Here is a 22,971-nt window from a genome sequence, read left to right as displayed (position 1 = left end):
CACTCGGCTGGCACCAAGTAGGTACCATGAGGGGCATGCCATCCCTGAACGTGTCCTTCACCGACGAGGAACTCGAGGGTGTCCGGGCCGCTGCCGCGGCCGAGGGCAAGAGCCTCAAGCAGTACCTTCACGACCTCGGCGTCCGTGAGATGCAGCGCAAGCGGTTCGTCGCCGGCGCGTCCGAATGGGCTGAGCGGCTGCGCGGCGAGTTCGACGAGGCCTTCCCCGACGAGGTGCCACCCGCCGATCGCGGCGACGGAGCTGCCGCCGCCTGATGCCGCCCCTCTACATCGACGTCTCCTGGCTGCTGGACGTCCAGGAGAACGCGCTCGGTCACGACGACCTGTCCGTCTCGGACTACTCGGCGCTGGTCGCCGCCGTCGCCCGCCACAAGACCCGGCTGCCCACCCTCGCGGCCGCCGACCCGGACACGGCCTGGCGTGCCGCGGCGCTGCTGCACACGATCGTGCGCCTGGAGCCGCTGCCGCACCGCAACAGCCTGTATGCCGCGTTCATCGCCGCCCAGTACATGGCGCAGGCCGGCGAGGGCATCGATCCCCCCTATGGCGCGCTGTCGGATCTGGTCCGCAAGGTCCGCGACACTCGTATCGGCGTCCAGGACGTTGCCGACCAGCTGCGCAACTGGAAGCTGTAGCGAAGAACTCGGCCCACCGGGGCGGTGTGTCAGATCATGGCGAGCCGGTCCACCAGTAGCTCCACCCGCGGCTCGGCGTACTCGGGCAGCAGGCGGCCCGCGCGGGTCAGGGTCGCCAGGCCGTGCAGGGACGCCCAGAACACCTCGGTGAACAGCCCGGGGTTTACGCCGTCCCCGGCGACTTCGCCGAGGCTCTCCATGAGGGCGGCGAAGGCGTCCTTGAGGGGTTGCGGGGTGTCCTCCCGCGCGTACGGCAGGCCGCCGTCGAGTTGGAACAAGGCGTCGTAGACCGCCGGGTTGCGTGCGGCGTAGTCGAGGTAGGCCCGGGCCAGGGCGGCGACACGGGCGCGCGGGTCGTCCTCGGCGGCGGTCGCGGCCCGCAGGAACGCGGCCATCTCGGTGGCGCCCTCCAGGGCGACGGCGCCGATGATCTCCCGTTTGCCGCGGAAGTGGCTGTAGAGGACGGGTTGGCTGTACTCGATGCGCTCGGCGAGCCGGCGGGTGGTGACCGCGTCCCAGCCCTGCTGCTCGGCGAGTTCGCGGGCCGTCGCCACGATGAGGCGCTCTCGGGCCGCCCGTTCGCGCTCCTTGCGTTCCTGTACCGACATGCATCGATCCTAGCACTGCTAGACATCGGAGCGGCAGCAGGTCTAGTGTTGCCTTATCTGCTAGCAACGCTAGATCAACGGAGGGATCGTCATGCTCAACGCACTTGAGGTCGTCACCACCGTCGTCGTCGGCCTGCTGGTGGGGGTGGAGTTCTCCGTCGCCTTCATCATGAACCGGATCCTGGACGCGCTTCCCGAGGACAGCGGGCAGCTCGGCCACGCCCACGGCGGCCGGATGCTCGGTGCCCTGATGCCGTTCTGGTACGTAGGCTCGCTCGTCCTCAGCGCGATCTGGGCCATCGCCGGACGGCACCACCACGGCGCCGGACTTGTCGTCGTCGCCGCCGCACTGCTGATCGTCAGCGTGGTCATGTCGATACTGCTGCTCGTCCCGATCAACAACCGGAACAAGACCTGGACCCCCGAGAACCGTCCCGCCGACTGGAAGGAGCAGCTGAACCGGTGGGGCCGCTACCACTACGTCCGCGTCGCCGTCCTCATCGCCGCCTTCACCCTGCTGGTCGCCGCCCTCGCCTGAACCCGAGAACCCCGGTGGCGGGTTTGGTCGTTTCCACGGTTCCCGATGGATCTGTGCGCTAGCTTGAAACACACGTCACAGGTGAATGGGCATCCGTGGTGCGGGAGGTGGTTGTTGACCCCGGCACAACTGCGGGCGTTCTCGGTGACCGTCCGCCTCGGCTCTGTGAAGGCCGCAGCGGCGGACCTGAGCGTGACGGAAGCCGCGGTCTCGATGCACATCGCGCATCTGCGCAAGGAACTCGGTGACAGGCTGTTCACCCGGACCGCCAACGGACTCGCCTTCACACCCGGTGGGCTGCGGCTCGCCAGCCGCGCCGCCGAGATGCTGGGACTGCAGGAGCAGACCGTCCTGGAGGTCCGGCAGGCCGGTTCCGGGCGGCGGCTGCTGCGGGTCGCCGCGTCGAGCCTGTTCGCCGAGTACGCCGCGCCCGGACTCATCGAGCTGTTCGCCGGCCGCGCCGACGACCTCGACGTCGAGCTGAGCCTCCACGACCCGCAGCGCTTCGGACTCCTGCTCGCCGAGCGAACCGTCGACGTCGCCATCGGGCCCCGGCCCGCCACCATCGACGACACGATGACGTGCACCCACTTCCTGAACTACCAGCTCATCGCCGTCGTCGGCGCCGACCATCCCCTCGCGTCCAGGACCGGACCGGCTCGGATCGCCGAACTGCGCGACCAGACGTGGCTGCTCGGTCCGTCGGCGGTGGGGCGGGTGGGTCTGGTGCCCGCCGTGGTCCGCCGCATCGGGGTGGCCGAGCACAACCAGCGCATCTTCCAGAGCCATGCCGCCGCCGTCGACGAGGCCAAGCACGGCAAGGGCATCGCGCTCGCGGTGGCGTCCGCCGTCGCGAAGGACCTGGCCGACGGCGGCCTCCACGAGCTGAACGGGCCGCAGCTGCCCGCCCGCGGCTCCTGGAACCTCCTCGCCCTCGGTGACCGCGAAGCCCTGCCCGCCGCCGCCGAGCTGCGCCGCTTCGTCACCACGCCCCGCGCCATCCAGGCCATGCTGCGCGGTGCGGGCGTCACCCCGGGCCGCTTCCGGCCGGCCATCCATGTGACGCTCTGGAGCTGAGCGCTCCGCTCGAAGTGCCGCGCTGTGTCGTGGATCGTCCGCAGCGCTGTCGTGGCTGCTCGCGCCCGCGCGGCGGCAACCGCACATCTATACGGCCCCGCGCCCCTTCGGAGTGCTGCCCGACCGCCCGGCGCCGCGGCCGGTGCGGTGGGCGATCTCGCCCGGCACCCGCAGCAGCGCCGCGAACGTTTCGGCCGGGAGGAGCAGGTCGACATGGGGGAGCGCCGCCGCCATCGTCGTCGTGCGCGGGGTGAACCCCGGGGCGCCCGCACGGGGGTTGAGCCAGACCACCGTGTGCGCGCGGCGGCCCAGCCGGGCCATGGCCGCGGCCAGGCGTTCGGGCGGGTCGCCGTCCCAGCCGTCCGAGGCGATCAGGACGACCGCGCCACGCAGCGTGCCGCCGTGGTGCGAGGCCAGCAGAGTCTCCAGGCAGGACGCGATCCGGGTCCCGCCGAACCGGTCGACGACCCGCTCCGCCGCCTCCTCGAACGCGGTCTCGGCCGAGCGGTGCGCCAGCACCGTGGTGAGCCGCGTCAGCGATGTCCCGAAGGCGAACACCTCGGCCCGCGTCGTCAGCGCGAGCGCCCGCATGAGGTGGAGGTACGCCACGGCCTGTGCCTGCATCGACCGGCTCACGTCGCACAGCACGACGACCCGGCGCGGGCGGTCCACAGGCCCCGTGCGCACCAGCCGCACCGGTTCCCAGCCGGTGCGGCGGGCCCGCGCCACCGTCTCCCGGATCGCCACCCGGTGCCCGCCCGGCCGCACCGCATGCCGTCGGGAACGCCGTGTCGGCCACCGCGTCAGCGCCCTCTCCAGCCACCGCCCGAGCAACTCGGCCTCCCGCTCACCGAGTTGCTCGAACGGTGTGCCCACGGCACCGGCCACATCGGTCGGCAGTCGTTCCGGCACGGTCAGGGCGTACGCGTCGTCGTGGGCGGTGGCCGCGACCACCGGCGGCAGCGTCACCCACGGCAGCCCGGCACCCTCGACCGGGTCGCCCGGTGCTCCGGGCGGTGGCGCATGGGTGCCGTCCCCGCGCGGGGACGAGCCGGTGCGGCCGGCGCGGCGCGCGTGCGGGTCCACCGCCAGTACGGCCTCGCCGAAGACGGTGTCGAAGACCTCGTCGAACCGGGCCAGGTGCGGCTGGTCGCGGACGAGCGTGACGCGCGCCGCCCAGTACAGCGCCGTGCGCGTGACCGGCGGCGACGCGGCCAGCGCGGCCACGAAGTCCTGCGTCGCGGTCAGACCCACGGGCACGCCCCGCAGCCGTAGCCGGTCCGCCAGCGCCACGGCGAACGCGGCCCGGTCGACGGCGGGCAGGAACAGGTCGGTCCGTGTCATCACACCGGCTCCGGATCAGCGCACCAGCAGATAGACCAGCACACCGATGACACAAGCAGCCACGGCCAACGGGATCAGCCGCTTGTACACCGACTTGCCGGCCAGCCGCATCAGGTCCAGCGGCTCGCTCTCCTCCCCGGCCGGCACGGACACCGGTCGTGCCTCGGCCGACGCCGACGCCGACGCCGACGCCGACGGGGACGCCGACGCCGACGGGGACGCCGCCTCGCGCGGTGCGCCGGACGAAGGGTCCGAGACCGGCTCCGGCTCCGGGTCGCTCACCGTCTCGGGGGCGGGGGAGGGTCGTACGACTGCCGAGGCCTGTGCCGCATCCGCTCGCACGCTCGCCGTAGGTACGGGCTCCGGTGCCGGGGTGGGCGGGTCGGCCGGGGCCAGCAGCTGTTCCTCCACGTTCGCGACGAACTGGGCGAAGAGCTTCTCCGAGATCTCCTTGATCATGCCGCTGCCGAACTGGGCGAGTTTTCCGCTGATGCTGAGATCCGTGCTGACCGACACGATCGTGCGGGTGCCCTCGGGGCGCAACCGCGCGTGGACGGTCGCCGACGCGTTGCCCTGCCCCCGCATGTCCCTGCCCGCCGCCTTGATCACGGCGGTGTGCGCGGCCTCGTCCTTCTCCACGAACCGGGCCGTGCCCTGGAACTGGCTGATCACCGGCCCCACCTTGACCCGGACCTTGCCGCGGTGGACGTCGCCGTCCACGCCGGTGAGCTGGGCGCCCGGCATGCACGGGGCGAGGGCCTCCAGATCGGTGAGCGCCTCCCACGCCCGCTCGACGGGTACGTCGACGCCGAACTCGTTGTCAATCCTCATGGCTTATGGTCTCCTCGCCTCTTCGGGGTGGCCGAGTTCTTCGAGGGCCGCCGTGATGGTGGTGCGGTCGTCGGGGCTCTTGGCGACCGCGCTCAGGGTGGTGACGACGTCCCGGCGGGCCAGCCGGGACACCCGCAGCGCGGCGAGGGCGGAGACCCAGTCGATGGCCTCCGCCATGCCGGGCGCCTTGTCCAGATCCAGGGCGCGCACCCGGCCGATGAACTCGGCGGCGGACGCGATCAGCGGTTCGCTCGCGGCCGGCACCGAGCGGCGCAGGATCTCCACGGCACGCTCGGGGGTGGGGAAGTCGATCCAGTGGTAGAGGCAGCGGCGGCGCAGCGCGTCGTGCAGCTCGCGGCTGCGGTTGGAGGTGAGCACCACGACCGGCGGCCGGACGGCGGCGAACGTGCCCAGCTCCGGGATGGTGATCGCCCATTCGCCGAGGAACTCGAAGAGCAGCGCCTCGAATTCGTCGTCGGCCCGGTCGATCTCGTCGACGAGCAGCACCGGAGGCACCGGGCCCGGATGCCGTACGGCCCGCAGCAGGGGCCGGTCGAGCAGGAACTCCTCGGTGAACAGGTCCGCGTCGGCGAGGTGCGTCCCGTGCGCCTCGGTGAGCCGTACGGCGAGCAGCTGACGCTGGTAGTTCCACTCGTACAGCGCCTCGCCCGCGGTCAGGCCCTCGTAGCACTGCAGCCGGATCAGCGGGGTGTCCAGTGCCTCGGCGAGCGCCTTGGCCGCGCTGGTCTTGCCCACACCCGGCTCACCCTCCAGGAGCAGCGGCCGGTCGAGGACCGTGGCCAGGTGGAGAGCGGTCGCGGTGCCCTCGTCGACCAGGTGGCCGACCTCGGCGAGGCGCCGTCGTACGTCCTTGGCGTCGGAGAACAACTCGCTCACCCGCTAGCCCACCGTCCTTGCCGCCCAGCGGTCCCGGCAGCCGGTCCCGCAGAACCAGAACTCCTCGTCCCCGGCGGCCAGATGAGGAGTGTCGGCGCCCACGGTCACGGTCATCCCGCACACCGGGTCCACCGCCTCCGCCGGGCGGCCGTCGGCTACCGGCCGGCCGAGGCGGTGGGTCGGGAGTACGGACCCGACGACCTCCGCCAGGATCGACAGCGCGACCTCAGGTGCCGTACGGGCGCCGATGTCCAGCCCGGCCGGGGAGTGGATCCGGGCCCGCTCCTGCTCGGTGAGGCCGAGTTCGTCGAACAGGGCGGAGCCCCGGCGGCGGCTGGCGACCAGCGCGATGTGCGGCACTCCCGCGTCGAGCGCGGCACGCAGCGCCTCGGCGTCACCGCGGCCCTGCCCGGCCAGGATCACCGCGTCCGCTTGCTCGGCCGGCGGACCGTCGGGCAGCGAACGGGCCGTGGTGTAGCCGAGGATGTCCGCGAGGGCGACGAACGCCTCGGCGATCGGGGTGTGTCCGACGACCTCGATCAGCGGCGGTGGCAGTACGGGCTCCAGGTAGATCTCCAACGCCCCTCCGGACAGGCAGGGATTGACCACCACCTGCGCCCCCGGCGCGTCCGGGAACACGGCCGCCCCCTGCGGCAGCACCCGCAGCAGCAGCGGGCCGCCGCCGTGCAGGGCACCGAGGGCCGCCGTACGCACCGAGCCCTCGGCGCACACCCCGCCGACGAACCCGTCGATCGTGCCGTCGCCGAACACGATCGCCTCGTCGCCCGGGTGCGCGGACGCGGGAGCCTGGGCGCGCACGACGCGGGCATGGACGAACGGCACGCGCCGCTCGGCCAGTTCGCGGGCCCGTGCGCTCACCGTGCCGGCCATTCCTGTCACCTCCACCGCCGCCTTCGCCTGTGTCCCGGCCCGTCGCTCAGATCGGCGGTACCGGACGGCCCCGCATCGCCTCCCACACCCGGGAGGGCGTCAGCGGCATGTCCGCGTGCCGGATCCCGAACGGCGCCAGCGCGTCCACCACCGCGTTGACGATCGCCGGCGGCGATCCGACCGTCGCCGACTCGCCGACGCCCTTGGCGCCGATCGGATGGTGCGGCGAGGGCGTGACCGTGAACCCGGTCTCCCAGTCGGGGACTTCGAGGGCGGTCGGGATGAGGTAGTCCATCAGCGAACCGCTCAGACAGTTGCCGTCCTCGTCGAAGGCGATCATCTCCATCAGCGCCATGCCGACACCGTCGGTGAGCCCGCCGTGCACCTGCCCCTCGATGATCATCGGGTTGATACGGGTGCCGCAGTCGTCGACCGCGACGAACCGCCGTACCGTCACCTTCGCCGTGCCCGGGTCGATGTCGACCACGCAGATGTACGCGCCGTGCGGATAGGTCAGGTTCTCCGGGTTGTAGCAGATCTGCGCCTCCAGGCCGCCCTCGACGCCCTCGGGCAGATCGCCTGCGCCGTGCGCGCGCATCGCGATGGCCTGGATGGTCACCGACGCGTTCGGGTCGCCCGCCACCCGGAAGGAGCCCTTCTCCCACTCCAGGTCCGCGACCGACACCTCCAGCATCCCGGACGCGATCAGCCTGGCCTTGTCCCGCACCTTGCGCGCGACCAGCGCCGCCGCCGCGCCCGAGACGGGCGTGGACCGGCTGCCGTAGGTACCGAGACCGAACGGCGTCTGGTCGGTGTCACCGTGCACGACCTCGATGTCCTGCGGCGGGATGCCCAGTTCCTCGGCGACGATCTGCGCGAACGTCGTCTCGTGCCCCTGCCCCTGCGACTGCACCGACAGCCGCACGACCGCCTTGCCGGTGGGATGGACCCGCAGTTCGCAGCCGTCGGCCATGCCCAGGCCGAGGATGTCCATGTCCTTGCGGGGCCCCGCGCCGACCGCCTCCGTGAAGAACGACACGCCGATGCCCATGAGTTCACCCCGGGCCCGCTTCTCGGCCTGCTCGGCGCGCAACGCGTCGTAGCCCGCCAGCTCCTTGGCGAGTTCCATGGTCGGGGCGTAGTTCCCGGAGTCGTACACCCAGCCCGTTCTCGTGCGGTACGGGAACTGTTCGGGCCGGATGAAGTTCTTCATGCGCAGCTCGACCGGGTCCATCCCCAGCTCGAACGCCAGGCAGTCGACGATCCGTTCGATCAGGTACACCGCCTCGGTGATGCGGAACGAGCAGGCGTACGCCACCCCGCCCGGCGCCTTGTTGGTGTAGACGGCCGTCATCTTGCAGTACGCGGCCTCCAGGTCGTAACTGCCCGTGAAGACACCGAAGAAGCCCGCCGGGTACTTCACCGGTGCCGCCGTGCCGTTGAACGCGCCGTGGTCGGCCAGCACGTTGGTGCGGACGGCGAGGATCCGCCCGTCCCGGGTCGCCGCGATCTCGCCGCGCATCACGTAGTCGCGGGCGAAGCCCGTGCTGATCAGGTTCTCCGCGCGGTCCTCCATCCACTTCACCGGCTTTCCGGTGAGCAGCGAGCCGACGATCGCGCACACATAACCCGGGTAGATCGGCACCTTGTTGCCGAAGCCGCCGCCGATGTCCGGTGAGACGACCCGGATCTTGTGCTCGGGCAGCCCCGCCACGATCGCGTACAGCGTGCGGTGGGCATGCGGGGCCTGCGTGGTGGACCACAGGGTGAGCTTGCCGTCCACCGCGTCGTAGTCGGCGACCGCGCCGCACGTCTCCATCGGCGCCGGGTGGACACGCGGATAGACGATGTCCTCGGTGACCACCACGTCCGCGCGGGCGAACACCGCGTCGGTCCCGGCCTCGTCGCCGGTCTCCCAGTCGAAGACGTGGTTGTCGCTCTTGCCCTCCAGGTCGTCGCGGATGACGGGCGCGTCGGGGGAGAGGGCGGTGCGGACGTCGATCACCGGGTCGAGCGCCTCGTACTCGACGTCGATCAACTCCAGTGCGTCGCGCGCCGCGTAGCGGTCCTCCGCGACGACGAAGGCGACCTCCTGGCCCTGGAAGCGGACCTTGTCGGTGGCGAGCACCGCCTGCACGTCGTTGGAGAGGGTCGGCATCCAGGCCAGGCCCTTCTCGGCGAGCATGGCACCGGTCACCACGAGCCGGACCTTCGGATGGGCCTCGGCCAGGGTGGTGTCCACGGACACGATGCGGGCGTGCGCCAGCGGGGAGCGCAGGACGGCGAGGTGCAGCATGCCGGGCAGCTGGAGGTCGTCGACGTAACGGCCCTTGCCACGGACGAAGCGCGGGTCCTCCTTGCGGAGCATCCGGCCGTGCCCGGTGGGCTTCTGGTCGTTGTCCACGAACGCGGTGCGGTGGCCGTTCGACGCGACGGTGCTCATGACGCGCTCCCCGGGGCGGTCGCGACGGTGTGCTCGGTGTCCGGGGCCGTCGTGCGGGTCCCGGCCTCCTCCGCCGCGGCCCAGCGGATCGAGCGGACGATGGTCGCGTAGCCCGTGCAGCGGCAGATCTGCCCCGAGATCGCTTCGCGAATCTCCTGGTCCGAGGGGTCCGGGTTGGCGTCGAGCAGGGCGCGCGCGGTCATCATCATGCCCGGGGTGCAGAACCCGCACTGCAGCCCGTGGCACTCGATGAACCCGCGCTGGACCGGGTCCAATTGGCCGTTCTGCTCCAGATCCTCGACGGTACGCACGTCGTGGCCGCCCGCCATCGCGGCCAGCACCGTACAGGACTTGACCGGTTCGCCGTCCAACCACACCACGCACGTACCGCAGTTGCTGGTGTCGCAGCCCCAATGGGTGCCGGTCAGCCGCAGGTGGTCGCGCAGGAAGTGCACCAGCAGCAGCCGCCCCTCGATCTCCCGGGTGACCTCTTCGCCGTTGACGGTCATGGTGACCTGCACGATCACACCTCCTGTCCGTTGATCCGGGCCACGGCCCGGCGCAGTACGCGTACGGTCAGTTCGCGCGCGAGATGCCGCTTGTACTCGGCGCTGCCGCGCCGGTCGGTGACCGGGGCGCAGGCCTCGGTGGCGATGTCGCCGGCCCGCGCCCACAGTTCCTCGGCGGGCGGCCGTCCGCGCAGGGCGTCCGCGATCCCCGGAATCCCGGCGGTGTTCGGCCCGACGGCCGAGAGCCCGACCCGGGCGTCCGTGATCAGTCCCGCCCCGTCCAGCCAGAGCGCCGCGCCCGCCGAGACCACGGCCCAGTCGCCGGCCCGCCGTTCGACCTTCTCGTAGGCGCTCGACCCGCGCGGCCGGACCGGGAAGCGGACCTCGGTGAGGATCTCGGCGTCGCCGACGGCCGTCTCGTACGGCCCCTGGTGGAAGGCCTCCATCGACACCACCCGCTCGCCGTCCACCCCGCGGATCACGCAGGACGCGTCGAGCGTCGTACACACCGCCGAGAGGTCCTCCGAGGGGTCCGCCTGGCACAGGGAGCCGCCGAGCGTGCCCCGGTTGCGGACGACGGGGTCGGCGATCACACGTTCCGCGTCCCGGAAGATCGGGAACGCGGCGGCCAGTTCGTCGGACTCCAGCAGCTCGCGGTGGCGGGTCATCGCGCCGATGCGGATCTCTCCCGGCTCGACGCGGATGTAACCCAGCTCGTCGTGCAGCTCGTTGATGTCGATCAGGTACTCGAAGTTGGCCAGCCGGAGCTTCATCATCGGGATGAGGCTGTGCCCGCCGGCCACCAGCCGCGCCGTGTCGCCCAGCCGGTCCAGGAGCGTGACCGCCTCGTCCACCGTGCTCACCCGCTGGTACTCGAACGGAGCGGGAACCTGCATACCGAACTCCCCCTGTCCCGCCCGGCGCGCGGCCGGACGCCTCGGGCGCCGTGTCCGCCCTCATTGGGCCCTCGGCCGCGAGGGGTGTCAACGGCTGCTTAACCGATCGCTTAACTCACTCGCGTCCGATCCCTCCGCCGACCTAAGCGAAGCCTTAAGGAGCCGTTGACATGGGCCGGACCGCCTTCGCATGCTCCGGACGCCGGGCCCGACGCCCCGGCGGCACGGCACGCCGTGTTGGACGCGGGCGAAGGAGGCATACGGATGCGGGACATCGCGGAGGGCCTGGCCGCCTGGAGCGCGGCGGGCCTGCGGTTCGCCGTGGCGACCGTCGTACGGACCTGGAACTCGGCGCCCCGCAGACCCGGCGCGTCACTCGCGGTCGCGGAGGACGGCGAGGTGATCGGCAGCGTCTCGGGTGGCTGTGTGGAGGGGGCGGTGTACGAACTGGCCCGCGAGGTGCTGCGGACGGGCGAGCCGGCCCTCGCCACCTACGGCGTCAGCGACGACGACGCGCTGGCGGTGGGACTGACCTGCGGCGGGATCATCGAGATCCTGGTCCGCCCGGCGGGCGCGGGGCGGTTTCCGGAGCTGCCGGCCGTCCTGGAGGACATCGCGGCGGGCCGTCCCGTGGCGGTGGCGATGCCCTTGCCGGGGGAAGGCGCCGCCGGAGGGGCGACCGGGGAGCTGACCGGGGAGCTGGTCGTCACCCCAGCCTCCGTCCTCGGCACGCTCGGCGGCTCCCGCCTCGACAGCGCCGTGGCCGAGCGGACCCGGGGTCTGCTCGCGCGGGGCGGCACCGACGTCGTACACGTCGGAAGAGCGGGGGAGGAGCGGCGTGACGATCTCCCCGTGTTCGTGCAGTCCTTCGCCCCGCCGCCGCGGATGATGGTGTTCGGCGCCATCGACTTCGCCTCCTCGGTCGCCCGCATCGGCAAGTTCCTCGGCTATCACGTCACCGTGTGCGACGCCCGCCCCGTCTTCGCCACCCGCCGGCGCTTCCCCGACGCCGACGAACTGGTCGTCTCCTGGCCGCACCGCTACCTCGACGAGACCGTGGTGGACGAGAACACGGTCATCTGCGTCCTCACCCACGACCCCAAGTTCGACATCCCCCTCCTCCAGCGCGCCCTGCGCACCCCCGCCCGCTACATCGGCGCCATGGGCAGCCGCCGCACCCACGAGGACCGGCTGCGCCGACTGCGCGAGGCGGGACTCGACGAGCCGGAACTGGCCCGACTTTCCTCCCCCATCGGCCTGGACCTCGGCGCCCGCACCCCCGAGGAGACCGCTGTCGCCATCATGGCCGAGATCATCGCCCTCCGCTGGGGCGGCACCGGCCGCCGCCTCGTCGAGACGACCCCCCTCCCCATTCACCGCTGACGCCCTCGCTCCCGCCGCAGATGGCGTCCAGGACTGCGCGGCGCCGGTGCCGCACGACAGCGCCCCTCCTCGACCGGACGCCTACCTCTCTGCCGCCCGCAGCCGCTGGGCCGCCGTGTCGCCGCGCCGGCCGACCGGTACGACACCGGTCGCGGCGGCGAGGCCGTACGCGGGCATGTCGACGTACACCGATTGGTAGGAGCCCGCCGGGACGAGAAACGTCCGGTGACGGTGAGGGGGAGAGCGGGCTGCCGTCCTTGCTCCAAGGGATGACACCGGGGCTGTAGCGGCCGAGCACCAGCCCGAAGCCGACGAACGCGTCTGCCGGGCAGGCCTCGCGACGGCGGCGCGGGCAAGCCCAGGGTGACGGTGGGCAAACCCGCGTTGTCGGTGGCGGCTGCGAGTCTGGACCGCATGAACGGCGATGAGCAGTTGCTGAACGGCCGTGTGTACGGCGCGGACCACGACGACGCCCACCCCGGCCCGCTTGCGCACCGGACCTATGCGGAACTGGTCGGCGGACCGCTGGACGGCCTGCTGTTGGACATCCACGGCTGGCCGACCGAGGAAGTCGACGACGGTGTTGCCCTGTCCACAGAGCTGTCACGATGGCCCGGCGGCCGCGCCCTGTACGACCCACGCCCGGGTGAGGCGCGCACGCCGGGCCCGGGTGTGATGTGCCGCCTCTACTACTCCGGCGACACACCCTGACCGCCGCCCCGACCACAGCAGACCGGATCCCTCTCCGGAGGCGGTACCGCGCCCGGCCCCAGAATCCCCCCGCTCACTAGGATTCCAGCATGATCGCGGACGGTGAATCGATGCGCGGCGGCCTGTCGACGGTGCGTCGTGAGGGCGAGACCATTCACAGGCCCTGGCGCGCGTGGACCCCCGCAGTGCGAGAACTGCTGCGCCACCTTGAGCAGGTGGGATTCACCGGCGCGCCGCGCGCCCTGGGTGACGGTCCCGTGGACGGCCACGAGTTGGTGTCGCTGCTGCGGGGCGAAGTCGGGCTGTACCCGTGGCCGCGGGCGCTCCTCGCGGACGAGGGCGTCACCGCGCTCGGGCGGTGGCTGCGTGACTATCACGAGGCCGTACGCGACTTCCGCCCCTCCTCGCAGGCCGTCTGGTGCGACCCGGACGCCCGCTGGCGTCCCGGGCTGATCATGCGCCACGGTGACCTGACGAGCTGGAACTCGGTCTGGGCCGACGACCGCCTGGTGGGCGTCATCGACTGGGACCTGGCCATCCCCGGCGAGGCCTTGGACGACCTCGCGCAACTCGCCTGGTACAGCGTGCCCTTGCGGCTTCCGGACCGTCAGCACAAGGTCGGCTACGGCGCGGGCGGCGCCCCCTTGGCTCGACGGCTGCGGCTGCTCTGCCACGCCTACGGGACGGATCCAGGCGACGTACTGGACGCGCTCGCACGGTTGCAACGCGCCGAGACCGAGCGGATAGCGCGCCTGGGCCCGCTCGGCGCGGATCCCTGGGCGGCATTTCTACGACAGAACTTCATCCCTGACGTCGAGGAGGAGCGCGCGTGGGCACTGGCTCGGCGCGAGGAATTCCTCGGCCGCGATTGACACGACCTGGCCGGACGCCGAGGCGTAGTACAAAGGGGGCAGACTGACCGCTGAACGCCGGTAGTTTCGGGAGCGGTTACGGCTGGAGGCGGCAGTCGAGCGAATGTAGTGCGGTGAGACGAACACGGTGATCTCCAGAGGGGTGAGGCACACGTGGTCCACAGGTCGACCACGGGGCGGCACTGGTGGTGGACGCACAACTGGGCGTTGCCGGGGTCCTTGTTCTGCGCGTCGGCGAAGGCGTCCTTGACGTCGGCGAAGCCCGTGGCCACGGTCCGCCGCCGGTTGTGACGACTGGTCGGGGGAGTGGGTGGTCGTCGGGCGGAAGGGCTACACGGAGATCGACTTGTGCTCGACGTACTGGGAGAGGCCGACCGTGCCGAACTCCCGGCCGATGCCGCTGGCCTTGTATCCGCCGAAGGGAGCGTCGAAGCCGATGGGGGCGCCGTTGACGAGGAAGGTTCCGGTACGGACACGACGGGCCACGGCGAGGCCGCGCTCGGTGTCCGGGGTCCATACGCCGCCGCCGAGGCCGTAGGGAGAGTCGTTGGCGATTCGCACGGCGTCGTCCTCGTCCTCGTACGGGATGACGACGAGCACCGGGCCGAAGATTTCCTCCCGGGCGATGCGCATCGAGTTGTCGACGTCGGCGAAGACGGTGGGCTTGACGTAGTTTCCCTGCCGCAGGCCCTCGGGGGCACCGAGGCCGCCTACGACGAGCCGGGCGCCGTCGTCCAGTCCTGACCGGATGTAGGACTCGACCCGCTCCTTCTGGGCGGCGGTGACCAGCGGGCCGACCATGTGCCGGGGATCGGCCGGGTCGCCGACCGTGACCTGCTCGGCGGCAGCGGCGACCGCGGCGACGAAGTCCTCGTAGCGGCTCCGGGGGACCAGCAGGCGGGTGTGGGCGACGCAGGACTGCCCGTTGTTGGCGAACGCCAGCAGCGGGGCGGCCCCGGCGACGGCGTCGAGGTCGGCGTCGTCCAGGACGATGGAGGCCGACTTGCCGCCGAGTTCGAGACTGACCCGCTTCAGCTGCTCGCCGGCGATGGCGGCGATCCGGCGTCCCGCACGGGTGGAGCCGGTGAAGGCGATCTTGTCGATGCCGGGGTGGGACACCAGGTACTCACTGGTCTCCCGGCCTGCCGGGAGGATGCTGACGACCCCGTCGGGGAAGCCGGCCTCGGTGAACAGCTCACCCAGCAGCAGACCGTCCAGCGGCGTCTCCGGGGCCACCTTCAGGATCACGGTGCAGCCCGCGAGGAGCGCCGGGACCACCTTGACCAGCGCGGACTGGTGGGGAGCGTTCCAGGGGACCACCGCCGCCACGACGCCGACCGGCTCACGCCGGACCAGGGACCGGGCACCCGACGGGCCGGTCACCTCCTCCTCCCAGCCGAAACTCTCCGAGGACCTCAGATAGGCGGCCGTCTGTTCGGTGAGCGAGGTCTGCAGCGACTGGGTGAACCAGGCCGGGGACCCGTTCTCCGAGGTGACCAGAGCGGCGATCTCCTGGGCGCGGGCGGCGTGCAGCTCGTTGAACCGGGCCACCAGCGCGCGGCGTCGCTCGGGCGGAAGGGTCGGCCAGGGGCTGTGGTCCAACGCCTGCCGGGCCGAGGCGACGGCCGCGTCGACATCGACGGGAGCCGCCTGCGCCGCCCGGCCGACCAGTGAGTGGTCGTGCGGGGAGCGGACCTCGATCCGCTCGTCGAGGGACGGGGCGACCCAGTGGCCGCCGATGTACAGCTTCTCGTAATTGATCATGATGCCTTCTGTTGCGCTGATCCGGCGTAAGGGGGCCGGAAGGAATGTAAGTGGTTACCTACTTTTCGACCGTACGACTGTCGTGGCAACTATGCAAGTGGGCACTTACTTACTTATGCTGTGCCTATGGCACGCAACGCAGACGAGACCCGGCGCAAGATCCTGGAGGCCGCCACCGAGGAGTTCGCGCAGCACGGCATCGCCGGTGCCCGGGTCGATCGCATCACCCGGACCGCGGGCGTCAACAACGCCCTGCTGTACCGCTACTTCGGCAGCAAGACGGAGCTGTTCGACACGGTGTACAGCCGCCTCGTCACCGAGATCGTCAACGCGGTCCCGATGGAGCCGGCGGACCTGCCGGGCTACGCCGGGCGACTGTACGACTACTACGAGGCGCATCCTGACGTGGTGCGCCTCGCGGCCTGGCGGCAGCTGGAGCGTCCCGAGCACACCCTCCCCCAGGTCGTCTACGACGCGCAGAGGGAGAAGGCCGAGAGCATCGCCCAGGCGCAGAAGGACGGCGCCGTCCCCGACAGCCTGCCCGCCGGGGAACTGCGTGACCTCATGATCCTGCTCTCCCTCAGCAACACCCCGCTGATGCCCGTCATGGGGTCCGAGGTCGACCGTGAGCGGCGCCGGGCGACGATCGTCGCCGTCGCCACCGCGATCCTGCGCACCTGATCCCAGCCTCGCCTCTCCGCACGGAGCCCCTCATGAACGTCGTCATCTTCGGCGCGTCCGGCATGGTCGGACACGGCGTCCTGCGCGCCTGCCTGCTGGACAGCGAGGTCACTCGCGTCCTGGTCGTGAACCGCCGCCCGCTCGGCACCACCCATCCCAAGCTGCAGGAGATCATCCACCAGGACTTCGCCGACCTGTCCGCCATCAGCGACCGGCTCACGGACGTGGACGCCTGCTTCTACCCCCTCGGTGTGTCGTCCGCCGGCCTCAGCGAGGCGGAGTACACCCGCGTCACCTACGACTTCACCCTCGCGGCCGCGCATACGCTCCTGGCGCACAACCCCCGACTGACCTTCGCCTATGTCTCCGGCGAGGGCACGGACAGCACCGAACAGGGCCGGTCCATGTGGGCTCGCGTCAAGGGCCGCACGGAGAACGCCCTGTTGGCCCTCCCGATGAGCGCGTTCATGTTCCGCCCCGGCTATATCCAGCCACGGCACGGCGCCGTCTCCAGAACCACCGTCTACCGCCTCACCTACGCCCTCACCGCCTGGCTGTATCCCCTGCTGCACCGCATCGCCCCGAAACACACCACGACCACCGAACACCTCGGCCGCGCCATGCTCGCCGTCACCCGTCACCCCGTGGAGAGCCGCATTCTGTTCAGCCCGGACATCAACCGCCTGGGCGCCTGAGACCGGGCCTGGCAGCGGTCAGGTCCGGCGCCGCCCGATGAACGCGGCCATCGGCCACTCACCGAGCAGCCGGCTGGCCTGAACTGGTGGGTTGATGTCAGCGACGTGCGGTTCAGTTGTCCTGTCCGCTGACGCGTGTATCAACCTTCGAGTACCGGCTGACGGGGATGTCGGCGGAGGGCGGATGCGTGATCGGTGACCGTTGGGGTGTGAGCGACGCAGAGATCGCACGCCCTTATCCGTGCGACGACTTCGTCACCTCACCCGCGCTGCAGGCGTGGCGCGGCGTGGGTGTGGAGGTGCCTGCCGAAACGCTGTGGCCGTGGGTCGCACAAGTGAGGCTTGCGCCGTACGCGTACGACTGGATCGACAACCTCGGCCGCCGCTCGCCTCGCGAACTGGCCGGCCTTCCCGAGCCTCGGGTGGGAGAGCGGTTCACCGCCGTCGGCGGGCGCCGGCTGGGCCGGATCGTGTCGGTCGAACCCGGACTGCAGCTGACGGGCACCGTCATGGGTGCCTTTCTCTCCTACGTCCTCGTGCCCCAGGAGCACGACAGGACGCGTCTGCTGCTGAAAGTCGTCATGCGGACCGGCCGCTGGACGGCCGTCGGCCTGTCGGTCGGCGATCTGATCATGGCCCGTCGGCAGTTGCTGAACCTGAAGCGGCTCGCCGAGCGCCAGGGGCATTGAGCCGCGGGCGCGGGTGGAGGGGCTTGGCCGAGATGGGGTTGAAGCGCTTGAACCGTGTGTTCTGGCGTCGGCGGAAGCAAGGGTTCGCCCTGCGGGTCAGGAGTCGTCGGCCTGCTGTCGACCAGGTGTGGGGGCGAGCCGGAACACCGGCCAGCCGATCTCGGTACGCCAGGCCGTCGGATCCGGGTCGTCGCGCGGGCCGACGAGATACGTCTCGTGCACCGGACCGTCGACCGCCAGGGCGTGGTCGACCACCCAGGCGCCGAGCCGGCCGTAGGTGACGTCGATGTCGTCATGCGGTCCGGGATGGACGACCACGGCGAGCTCGCCGGCCGGGAGATCCACCGGTCGCACCCGGCCTCGGGTCGGCGGGTCGGCCACAGGCCGGTAGACCAGCGCCGTTCCCCGGCCGCGGGTGAACAGCTCGTTGGCGTAGCACCCGCCCGGCGGCCCCCCTGCCGGCAGACCCGCGACGGCGGCGTCGAGTTCGGCCATCGCCCCGTCGAACCAGGAGAGCACCTCCTCGTGGCCGACGACGTCCTCGACCCCGGCGACCGTTCTGGCCGCCACCGGGCGGAGCTCGACCCGCAGGCCGCCGCCGTCGGCGCGCAGCAGGCTGCGCAGGGAGGTCACAGCGGCGCGGGTGCGGTCCAGCTCTGCCTCCAGCCGCCGAAGGTGTTCACCGACCAGTTCCGCGCGCTCCACGGTGTCCTCGGTGGCAAGGATCTTGGCCACGTCGGCCAGCGGTACGTCCAGTTCACGCAGCCGATGGATGACCTGCGCGGTGGGGATCTGGTCGCCGGTGTAGCAGCGGTAGCCGTTGACGGGGTCCACCGAGGCGGGCTCCAGCAGCCCGGACTCGTGGTACCGGCGCAGCGTCCGCACGCTCAGGTGCGTCAACTGCGAGAACTCGCCGATCGTCAATCCGCAGGCCATGCCCCCAGTGTGCATCCGCCTGCCTCGACGTGCTTGACCCTCTCCCTGGGGGAGCCCCCATCGTGATCGACATGAACCACCTGCGGGGCGTCCACGGGCGCGATCACCACAGCGGCCGTCAGCGCCACGCCGTCACCCATGTAAGGCACCCCATGACCGACAGCACTGTCCGTATCGACATCACCGACCTGCCCGCGGCCGTCCAGCAGTTCGTGACCGCGCTCGACACCCGGGACACCACCACGGTGGCCGGGATCCTGACCCCGCAGGCGAGCGTGACCGATGACGGCCACACCCACACAGGCATCCCCTCGATCACCGACTGGATCGCCAACGCCGCTTCCGAGTTCACCTACACCACCACCCCGGTGGCCGCCGAGCGCACCGGCTCCCACCGGTTCACCCTCATCCAGCACCTGGAGGGCGACTTCCCCGGCGGCAGCGTCGACCTCACGTACCGCTTCACCCTTGAGGGCGCACTGATCAGCAGCCTGGTCATCGCCCCCTGACGCACTGCCGCCCCGCACACTCCAAGGAGAGACTCCGTGAAGACATGGTTCATCACCGGCGGTACCGGTGGTTTCGGCAGGGCCTACGCCGACGTCGCGCTGGAGCTGGGCGACAACGTCGTACTGACTGCCCGCCGGCCCGGGCAGCTGAAGGAATGGGCCGATCTGCGCGGCACGGAGGCGCGTGAGCGGATCCTGCTGCTGGAGCTGGACACCACGGACCCCCAGCAGGTCCGGGAAACGGTCCGGGCCGCGGAGGCGCACTTCGGCGGGATCGATGTGCTGGTCAACAACGCCGGCCGCGGTTGGTACGGATCGGTGGAGGGCTCCCCGGAGGCGGACGTACGGCGTTCCTTCGAGCTGAACTTCTTCTCCGTCGTCGACCTCGTCCGCGCGGTGCTTCCCGGCATGCGGGAGCGGCGCAGCGGATGGATCGTGAACATGTCCTCGGTCGCCGGGATCGCGAGCGTGCCCGGTTTCGGCTTCTACAGTGCGGCCAAGTTCGCGGTGGAGGGCATGACGGACGCGCTGCGCACCGAGGTGGAGCCGTTTGGGATCCGGGTCCTCGCCGTGGAGCCTGGGGCCTTCCGTACCCGGGCCTATGCCGGCTTCGTCGAGGAGCCGGTGACCGAGACCGTGGAGGCCTACCGGGCGTTCGTGGAGACGGTGCGGGCGGCCATGGTCCTTCAGGACGGCCGTCAGCCCGGCGACCCCCACCGAGGCGTCAGGACCGTGGTCGACGCCATGCGGCAGGACTCACCGCCCCGCCGCATCGTCCTGGGCAACGGCGGCTACGACGCCGTCCACGACCAACTGCACGGCGCCCTGGCCGAGTTGCGCGCCCAGGAGACCGCCTCCCGTGCCGCGGACTTCCCTGACCTCGGGCTCTCGTCAGGTGATCGCGATCGTGCTGGATCCTGACGGTTTTGGTGGTGCGCCGGTGTGGCTGGGCAGGGTCCGGGATGGGGAACATCGAGGCGGGAGCCGGGTGAGTCCGATGCCGAGACCCTGGCGCGTGAGATCGACGATCGCGGAGTCGGACTGGTTCGGCTACGGCGATCGTGCGCGGGTCTCGGCGCCGGACCAGTTGGTGTTCGACGTGCTTCACACATCCGGCCGACTGCCCTGAAGGACAGGCCCACGTGCGAGGCACCGTGAGCCACGGGTCCCGCCCGCTTCCCCACCAGCACAACCGGCACGGAGACCGCCGCCCTCGAACTGCGTCATCGTCAACTGGTCCGCCCTGAGGCGAGGTTGAGTGGCAGGATCCGTGTATGTGAGCGAGCGCAGCGCATTCGTGGCCATAGCCAAGGCGGCCGCGCCGCTCTACGTGACCACCTTCGCGGCTTCGGCGGGCTCTCTTGTCGACACCGCGCTTCTCGGCCGCCACGCCACCGTCTCACTGGCCGCCTTCGCCGTGACGATGGCGGTCTTCAGCCCGGCGACGGCCACCGTGGCGGGGGCGCTCCGCGGGGTGATGCCGTTCATCGCGCCGCACCGAAACGCACCCGAGAACCTGCTGCCGCTGGTGCGCAGCGGTATGTGGCTGTCGTTCGCCGTGGGCGGGGTGTGTGCGGCTGCGGTGGCCGCGGTGCCGCTGCTCGGTGGACTGTGGGGAGTCCGGCCCGGTGTCCTCACCCAGCTGGGCGCATTTCCATGGATGCTGGCGTGCAGCGTACTGGTGATCGCGGTCGGCCAGTCGGCGACGTCCGTGCTGGTCGCTCTCGGCCACTCCGGCCTCGTCATGCGGTCCGGTCTGGTGGGTACCGCGGCTTCGGTGACCCTGTCGGTGCTGCTCGTCGGAGGCCCCGGACCGGTGCCGGGTTACGGGCTGACCGGTGCGGGCCTGGCCATGCTCGCCTCCAGCCTGGTCAGTACCGGCCTCAACCAGTACGCGCTGCGCCACCGCACGGTGCTGGCCGGCCGGCGGATACGACCCGGTCGGCCGGATCCACGCCGGATACTGCGCCTGGCCCGGGTAGGACTTCCGCTCGGCGCGACCGTATTCGTCAAGTTCTCGGTGCTCGGGATGCTGACCTTCGCGGCCGCCCGGATCAGCACCGACAGCGCCGCCGTGCACAGTGTGTCCGAGTCGCTGGTGAACGTCGTCTTCACCGCGGCGGTCGCGGTCGGCCAGGCCACGGTCCCGCTGATCGCCGAATACGCCGACGCCGGGGACGCCGCGCGCATCCGGCGCAGCGTGTGGGCCGGTGTCCAGGTGGCGCTGTGCGCGGTCACCGTACTCGGGACCGTCCTGTTCATGCTGCGAGGCCCGTTGCTGGGCCTGTTCACCAAGTCTCCGGCACTGGAGAGCCAGGTGATCCGGCTGTTGCCGCTGATCCTGGCGGTGGTGGCCACCGACGCCCTGCAAGCGGTGGCGGGCTTCGGCCTCGTCGGGCTCAAACGCACCGGGCCGAGTCTGGTGTCCACCGCGGTCTGGTTCGGGATCCTGGCCGCGCTCTCCGTCCCGGTCGCCGACGCGGCCGGGCTGCCCGGTCTGTGGACCGCCCTGGCGTGTGCGAACCTGCTCCAGGCCGTCACCAAGTTGAGGTCTTTCCTGCGCCGCACCACCCGGATCGGTGGTGCGTCCGTTCCGTCGACAGAGCCGAACGCGACTGCCGCCGTCGTACCCGGAACCGGGGCAGAACGCTGAGGGTGCCTGCGGGTGCCTCTCCGTAGGGCGCGGTTCCTGATCACGCGGAGGGGGAGAGCTGTTCGCGCACCCATCCGGGATCGGGGTTGGTGTGGGGCCGGCCGGCCACGACGACGGTCGGCACGGTCTCGTTGCCGTCGTTGACCGCTCTCACCGCTGCGGCTCCTGCGGGGTCGCGCCAGATGTTGACCCAGTGCAGTTGGCGGGCGCTGCGGCCGAGCCGGATGCGCAGTCGCATGCAGTACGCGCAGCCCGGCCGCCAGAAGACGATCGGCCGGCCGTCGACCGCGCTGCGGCGCTGTGCCTCCTGCGCACCGATCGACCTCGGGAAGATCAGGGGTGAGGTCGCGGCGGCGAGCGCCAGGAACGCCAGCAGGAGTGCTGCGGCCATGCCGGGGCTCCCCTTGAGGATCTGCCCAGCCGCGACGACTGCGCCGCTGAGCACAAGCAGCATCGGCAAGGTCCAAGCACGCATCATGGTGATGCAGGCTACCGACGGGTCGAACAGCTCCTCGAACCAGCCCCGGTACGGAAGACAGCGGACGCCTGCCCGCGTCGACGATGGACAGGCCGAGACCGGCTCCTCCGGTCGGGGTCCGGCCGCGCCGCGCAGTTGGCTGTCGTGGCCGGCAACCCTAGGCTCAGCACCCATGACCGTTCTGATCACGGTGTGGGGAGCATCTCCCGGAGTGGGCAAGTCGACGCTGTGCGCTGGGCTCTCTCAACGGCTGACCGATACCGGACTGCGGGTGGACCACTTCCGCGAGGAAGAGATCCTGACCCGGGCTCAGTTCTCCGCGGTGGCCGACGAATTCAAGGCAACGGGCACGGTCGCCCTGGAGACACTGATCGCGGCGACGGCGGAGTTCGTCGATGCGGTGGTGGCGAGCGGCGATCACGTGGTGATCACGGACGCGCTGATGCCTTTCGTACCCACGCTCTTGGCCATGGGGCACGACGAGGAGACGATCGACGCCTTCATGACGGACCTCACCGAGGTTCTCGCCCGGCTCCGGCCGGTCATGGTCTTTCTCGATGGCGATGCGGAGTCCGCGTTGTCCCGGGCCGTGGCACGAGAGGGCGAGCAGTGGCTGGACTGGTACATCGGCAAACTCGCCGCCTACCACGTGAGTCCTCCCGTGGCCGACGCGGCTTCGGCGGTCAAGTACCTGTTGCGCGAGCGTGCGGTGACACTCGGCGCGGCCCGCCGGAAGAACTGGGGTCTCATCATGATCGAGGGAGCTGACGAGCTGTCCCCGGGTGAGGTACTGCGGGCCGCAGAGCAAGGCCTGAAGCCGTGGGGGGGGGGGGGGGGCCGGGTTTTTAATGTATGGATCGCTAAAAGGGCCCACATACCCCCACAAGTGCGGGGACCGGCGGGTGTTTCGC

General features: G+C 71.1%; 25 protein-coding genes and 1 pseudogene. 14 read left to right on the top strand and 12 right to left on the bottom strand.

What is annotated here, in order from left to right; genetic code table 11:
* The first annotated feature begins 35 nt into the window (after nt 1-35).
* Together ACGFZS_RS40780 and ACGFZS_RS40775 are read left to right on the top strand one after the other, a co-directional pair.
* Nucleotides 36-275 (top strand): hypothetical protein, encoded by a 240-nt coding sequence (locus ACGFZS_RS40780; protein ID WP_393799387.1) that lies wholly within the window; start codon nt 36-38, stop codon nt 273-275.
* Nucleotides 275-655, top strand: coding sequence for a toxin Doc (locus ACGFZS_RS40775; protein ID WP_393660667.1), 381 nt, complete (start codon nt 275-277; stop codon nt 653-655). The genes ACGFZS_RS40780 and ACGFZS_RS40775 overlap by 1 nt, the downstream gene beginning before the upstream one ends.
* A gap of 29 nt (nt 656-684) precedes the next feature.
* Here ACGFZS_RS40775 and ACGFZS_RS40770 read toward each other — a convergent pair whose 3' ends face one another.
* Nucleotides 685-1,263, bottom strand: a complete 579-nt coding sequence (locus ACGFZS_RS40770; RefSeq protein WP_393799386.1) for a TetR/AcrR family transcriptional regulator — start codon at nt 1,261-1,263, stop codon at nt 685-687.
* Nucleotides 1,264-1,354: 91 nt separating this feature from the next.
* Between ACGFZS_RS40770 and ACGFZS_RS40765 the strand changes: the two genes are divergently transcribed.
* A complete protein-coding gene (locus tag ACGFZS_RS40765) occupies nt 1,355-1,801 on the top strand; it encodes an anthrone oxygenase family protein (RefSeq protein ID WP_393799385.1) in 447 nt (148 codons plus the stop codon).
* A 114-nt stretch (nt 1,802-1,915) separates the two neighbouring features.
* On the top strand, nt 1,916-2,878 hold the full coding sequence (locus ACGFZS_RS40760; RefSeq protein WP_393799384.1) for a LysR family transcriptional regulator: 963 nt from the start codon (nt 1,916-1,918) through the stop codon (nt 2,876-2,878).
* Nucleotides 2,879-2,965: 87 nt separating this feature from the next.
* Here ACGFZS_RS40760 and ACGFZS_RS40755 read toward each other — a convergent pair whose 3' ends face one another.
* From ACGFZS_RS40755 to ACGFZS_RS40725, 7 genes are read right to left on the bottom strand one after another with little or no spacing between them, the layout of a single operon-like run.
* On the bottom strand, nt 2,966-4,222 hold the full coding sequence (locus ACGFZS_RS40755; RefSeq protein WP_393799383.1) for a VWA domain-containing protein: 1,257 nt from the start codon (nt 4,220-4,222) through the stop codon (nt 2,966-2,968).
* Nucleotides 4,223-4,237: 15 nt separating this feature from the next.
* Complete coding sequence (locus tag ACGFZS_RS40750; protein WP_393799382.1) at nt 4,238-5,053, bottom strand: SRPBCC family protein; 816 nt, start codon at nt 5,051-5,053, stop codon at nt 4,238-4,240.
* Between the two features lie 3 nt (nt 5,054-5,056).
* Nucleotides 5,057-5,950 carry an AAA family ATPase gene (locus tag ACGFZS_RS40745; RefSeq protein WP_393799381.1) on the bottom strand — a complete coding sequence of 298 codons (894 nt, stop codon included), beginning with the start codon at nt 5,948-5,950 and terminating at the stop codon, nt 5,057-5,059.
* 3 nt (nt 5,951-5,953) lie between these two features.
* Entirely contained in the window at nt 5,954-6,841 is an 888-nt protein-coding gene (locus ACGFZS_RS40740) for an XdhC family protein (RefSeq protein ID WP_393799380.1), read from the bottom strand.
* 46 nt (nt 6,842-6,887) lie between these two features.
* Nucleotides 6,888-9,284 carry an aerobic carbon-monoxide dehydrogenase large subunit gene (locus ACGFZS_RS40735; RefSeq protein ID WP_393539369.1) on the bottom strand — a complete coding sequence of 799 codons (2,397 nt, stop codon included), beginning with the start codon at nt 9,282-9,284 and terminating at the stop codon, nt 6,888-6,890.
* Entirely contained in the window at nt 9,281-9,805 is a 525-nt protein-coding gene (locus ACGFZS_RS40730; protein WP_393539367.1) for a (2Fe-2S)-binding protein, read from the bottom strand. Before ACGFZS_RS40730 ends, ACGFZS_RS40735 begins: the two co-directional genes overlap by 4 nt.
* 2 nt (nt 9,806-9,807) lie before the next feature.
* Nucleotides 9,808-10,689: an FAD binding domain-containing protein gene (locus ACGFZS_RS40725; RefSeq protein WP_393799379.1), complete on the bottom strand. Its 882-nt coding sequence runs from the start codon at nt 10,687-10,689 to the stop codon at nt 9,808-9,810.
* Nucleotides 10,690-10,953: 264 nt separating this feature from the next.
* Between ACGFZS_RS40725 and ACGFZS_RS40720 the strand changes: the two genes are divergently transcribed.
* On the top strand, nt 10,954-12,072 hold the full coding sequence (locus ACGFZS_RS40720) for an XdhC family protein (RefSeq protein ID WP_393799378.1): 1,119 nt from the start codon (nt 10,954-10,956) through the stop codon (nt 12,070-12,072).
* 81 nt (nt 12,073-12,153) lie between these two features.
* Here ACGFZS_RS40720 and ACGFZS_RS40715 read toward each other — a convergent pair.
* A pseudogene (locus ACGFZS_RS40715) lies at nt 12,154-12,300 on the bottom strand (DUF4188 domain-containing protein); the annotation flags it as partial.
* Between the two features lie 186 nt (nt 12,301-12,486).
* Here ACGFZS_RS40715 and ACGFZS_RS40710 point away from each other — a divergent pair.
* Both ACGFZS_RS40710 and ACGFZS_RS40705 read left to right on the top strand, forming a co-directional pair.
* Entirely contained in the window at nt 12,487-12,783 is a 297-nt protein-coding gene (locus ACGFZS_RS40710) for a hypothetical protein (RefSeq protein ID WP_393799377.1), read from the top strand.
* An 89-nt stretch (nt 12,784-12,872) separates the two neighbouring features.
* Nucleotides 12,873-13,655, top strand: a complete 783-nt coding sequence (locus ACGFZS_RS40705; RefSeq protein ID WP_393799376.1) for a phosphotransferase — start codon at nt 12,873-12,875, stop codon at nt 13,653-13,655.
* A gap of 330 nt (nt 13,656-13,985) precedes the next feature.
* Here the strand turns inward: ACGFZS_RS40705 and ACGFZS_RS40700 are convergent, their stop codons facing one another.
* A complete protein-coding gene (locus ACGFZS_RS40700) occupies nt 13,986-15,419 on the bottom strand; it encodes an aldehyde dehydrogenase (protein ID WP_393799375.1) in 1,434 nt (477 codons plus the stop codon).
* Nucleotides 15,420-15,545: 126 nt separating this feature from the next.
* On the opposite strand from ACGFZS_RS40700, the gene ACGFZS_RS40695 reads away from it, so the two are divergent.
* The 3 genes from ACGFZS_RS40695 (at nt 15,546) to ACGFZS_RS40685 (ending at nt 17,484) form a co-directional block, all read left to right on the top strand.
* Nucleotides 15,546-16,100: a TetR family transcriptional regulator gene (locus ACGFZS_RS40695; RefSeq protein ID WP_393799374.1), complete on the top strand. Its 555-nt coding sequence runs from the start codon at nt 15,546-15,548 to the stop codon at nt 16,098-16,100.
* Nucleotides 16,101-16,132: 32 nt separating this feature from the next.
* On the top strand, nt 16,133-16,795 hold the full coding sequence (locus ACGFZS_RS40690) for an epimerase (protein WP_393660651.1): 663 nt from the start codon (nt 16,133-16,135) through the stop codon (nt 16,793-16,795).
* 209 nt (nt 16,796-17,004) lie between these two features.
* Nucleotides 17,005-17,484 (top strand): hypothetical protein, encoded by a 480-nt coding sequence (locus ACGFZS_RS40685; RefSeq protein WP_393799373.1) that lies wholly within the window; start codon nt 17,005-17,007, stop codon nt 17,482-17,484.
* A 96-nt stretch (nt 17,485-17,580) separates the two neighbouring features.
* Here ACGFZS_RS40685 and ACGFZS_RS40680 read toward each other — a convergent pair whose 3' ends face one another.
* A complete protein-coding gene (locus ACGFZS_RS40680; protein ID WP_393799372.1) occupies nt 17,581-18,420 on the bottom strand; it encodes a MerR family transcriptional regulator in 840 nt (279 codons plus the stop codon).
* Between the two features lie 152 nt (nt 18,421-18,572).
* Between ACGFZS_RS40680 and ACGFZS_RS40675 the strand changes: the two genes are divergently transcribed.
* The 3 genes from ACGFZS_RS40675 to ACGFZS_RS40665 all read left to right on the top strand — a co-directional run bounded on the left by ACGFZS_RS40675 (nt 18,573) and on the right by ACGFZS_RS40665 (nt 21,582).
* On the top strand, nt 18,573-18,929 hold the full coding sequence (locus ACGFZS_RS40675; RefSeq protein ID WP_393799371.1) for a nuclear transport factor 2 family protein: 357 nt from the start codon (nt 18,573-18,575) through the stop codon (nt 18,927-18,929).
* A gap of 36 nt (nt 18,930-18,965) precedes the next feature.
* Entirely contained in the window at nt 18,966-19,850 is an 885-nt protein-coding gene (locus tag ACGFZS_RS40670; RefSeq protein WP_393799370.1) for an SDR family NAD(P)-dependent oxidoreductase, read from the top strand.
* 355 nt (nt 19,851-20,205) lie between these two features.
* Nucleotides 20,206-21,582, top strand: a complete 1,377-nt coding sequence (locus ACGFZS_RS40665; RefSeq protein WP_393799369.1) for an MATE family efflux transporter — start codon at nt 20,206-20,208, stop codon at nt 21,580-21,582.
* Between the two features lie 40 nt (nt 21,583-21,622).
* Here the strand turns inward: ACGFZS_RS40665 and ACGFZS_RS40660 are convergent, their stop codons facing one another.
* Complete coding sequence (locus tag ACGFZS_RS40660; RefSeq protein ID WP_393799368.1) at nt 21,623-22,060, bottom strand: glutaredoxin domain-containing protein; 438 nt, start codon at nt 22,058-22,060, stop codon at nt 21,623-21,625.
* A gap of 172 nt (nt 22,061-22,232) precedes the next feature.
* On the opposite strand from ACGFZS_RS40660, the gene ACGFZS_RS40655 reads away from it, so the two are divergent.
* On the top strand, nt 22,233-22,971 hold a 739-nt coding region (locus ACGFZS_RS40655), incomplete at its 3' end, for a hypothetical protein (protein WP_393799367.1).

This window comes from Streptomyces sp. NPDC048288 (assembly GCF_043201555.1).
Classification (GTDB): domain Bacteria; phylum Actinomycetota; class Actinomycetes; order Streptomycetales; family Streptomycetaceae; genus Streptomyces.
Note: the sequence above shows the minus strand (reverse complement) of the source record. Positions and strands in the feature narration are given on the sequence as shown.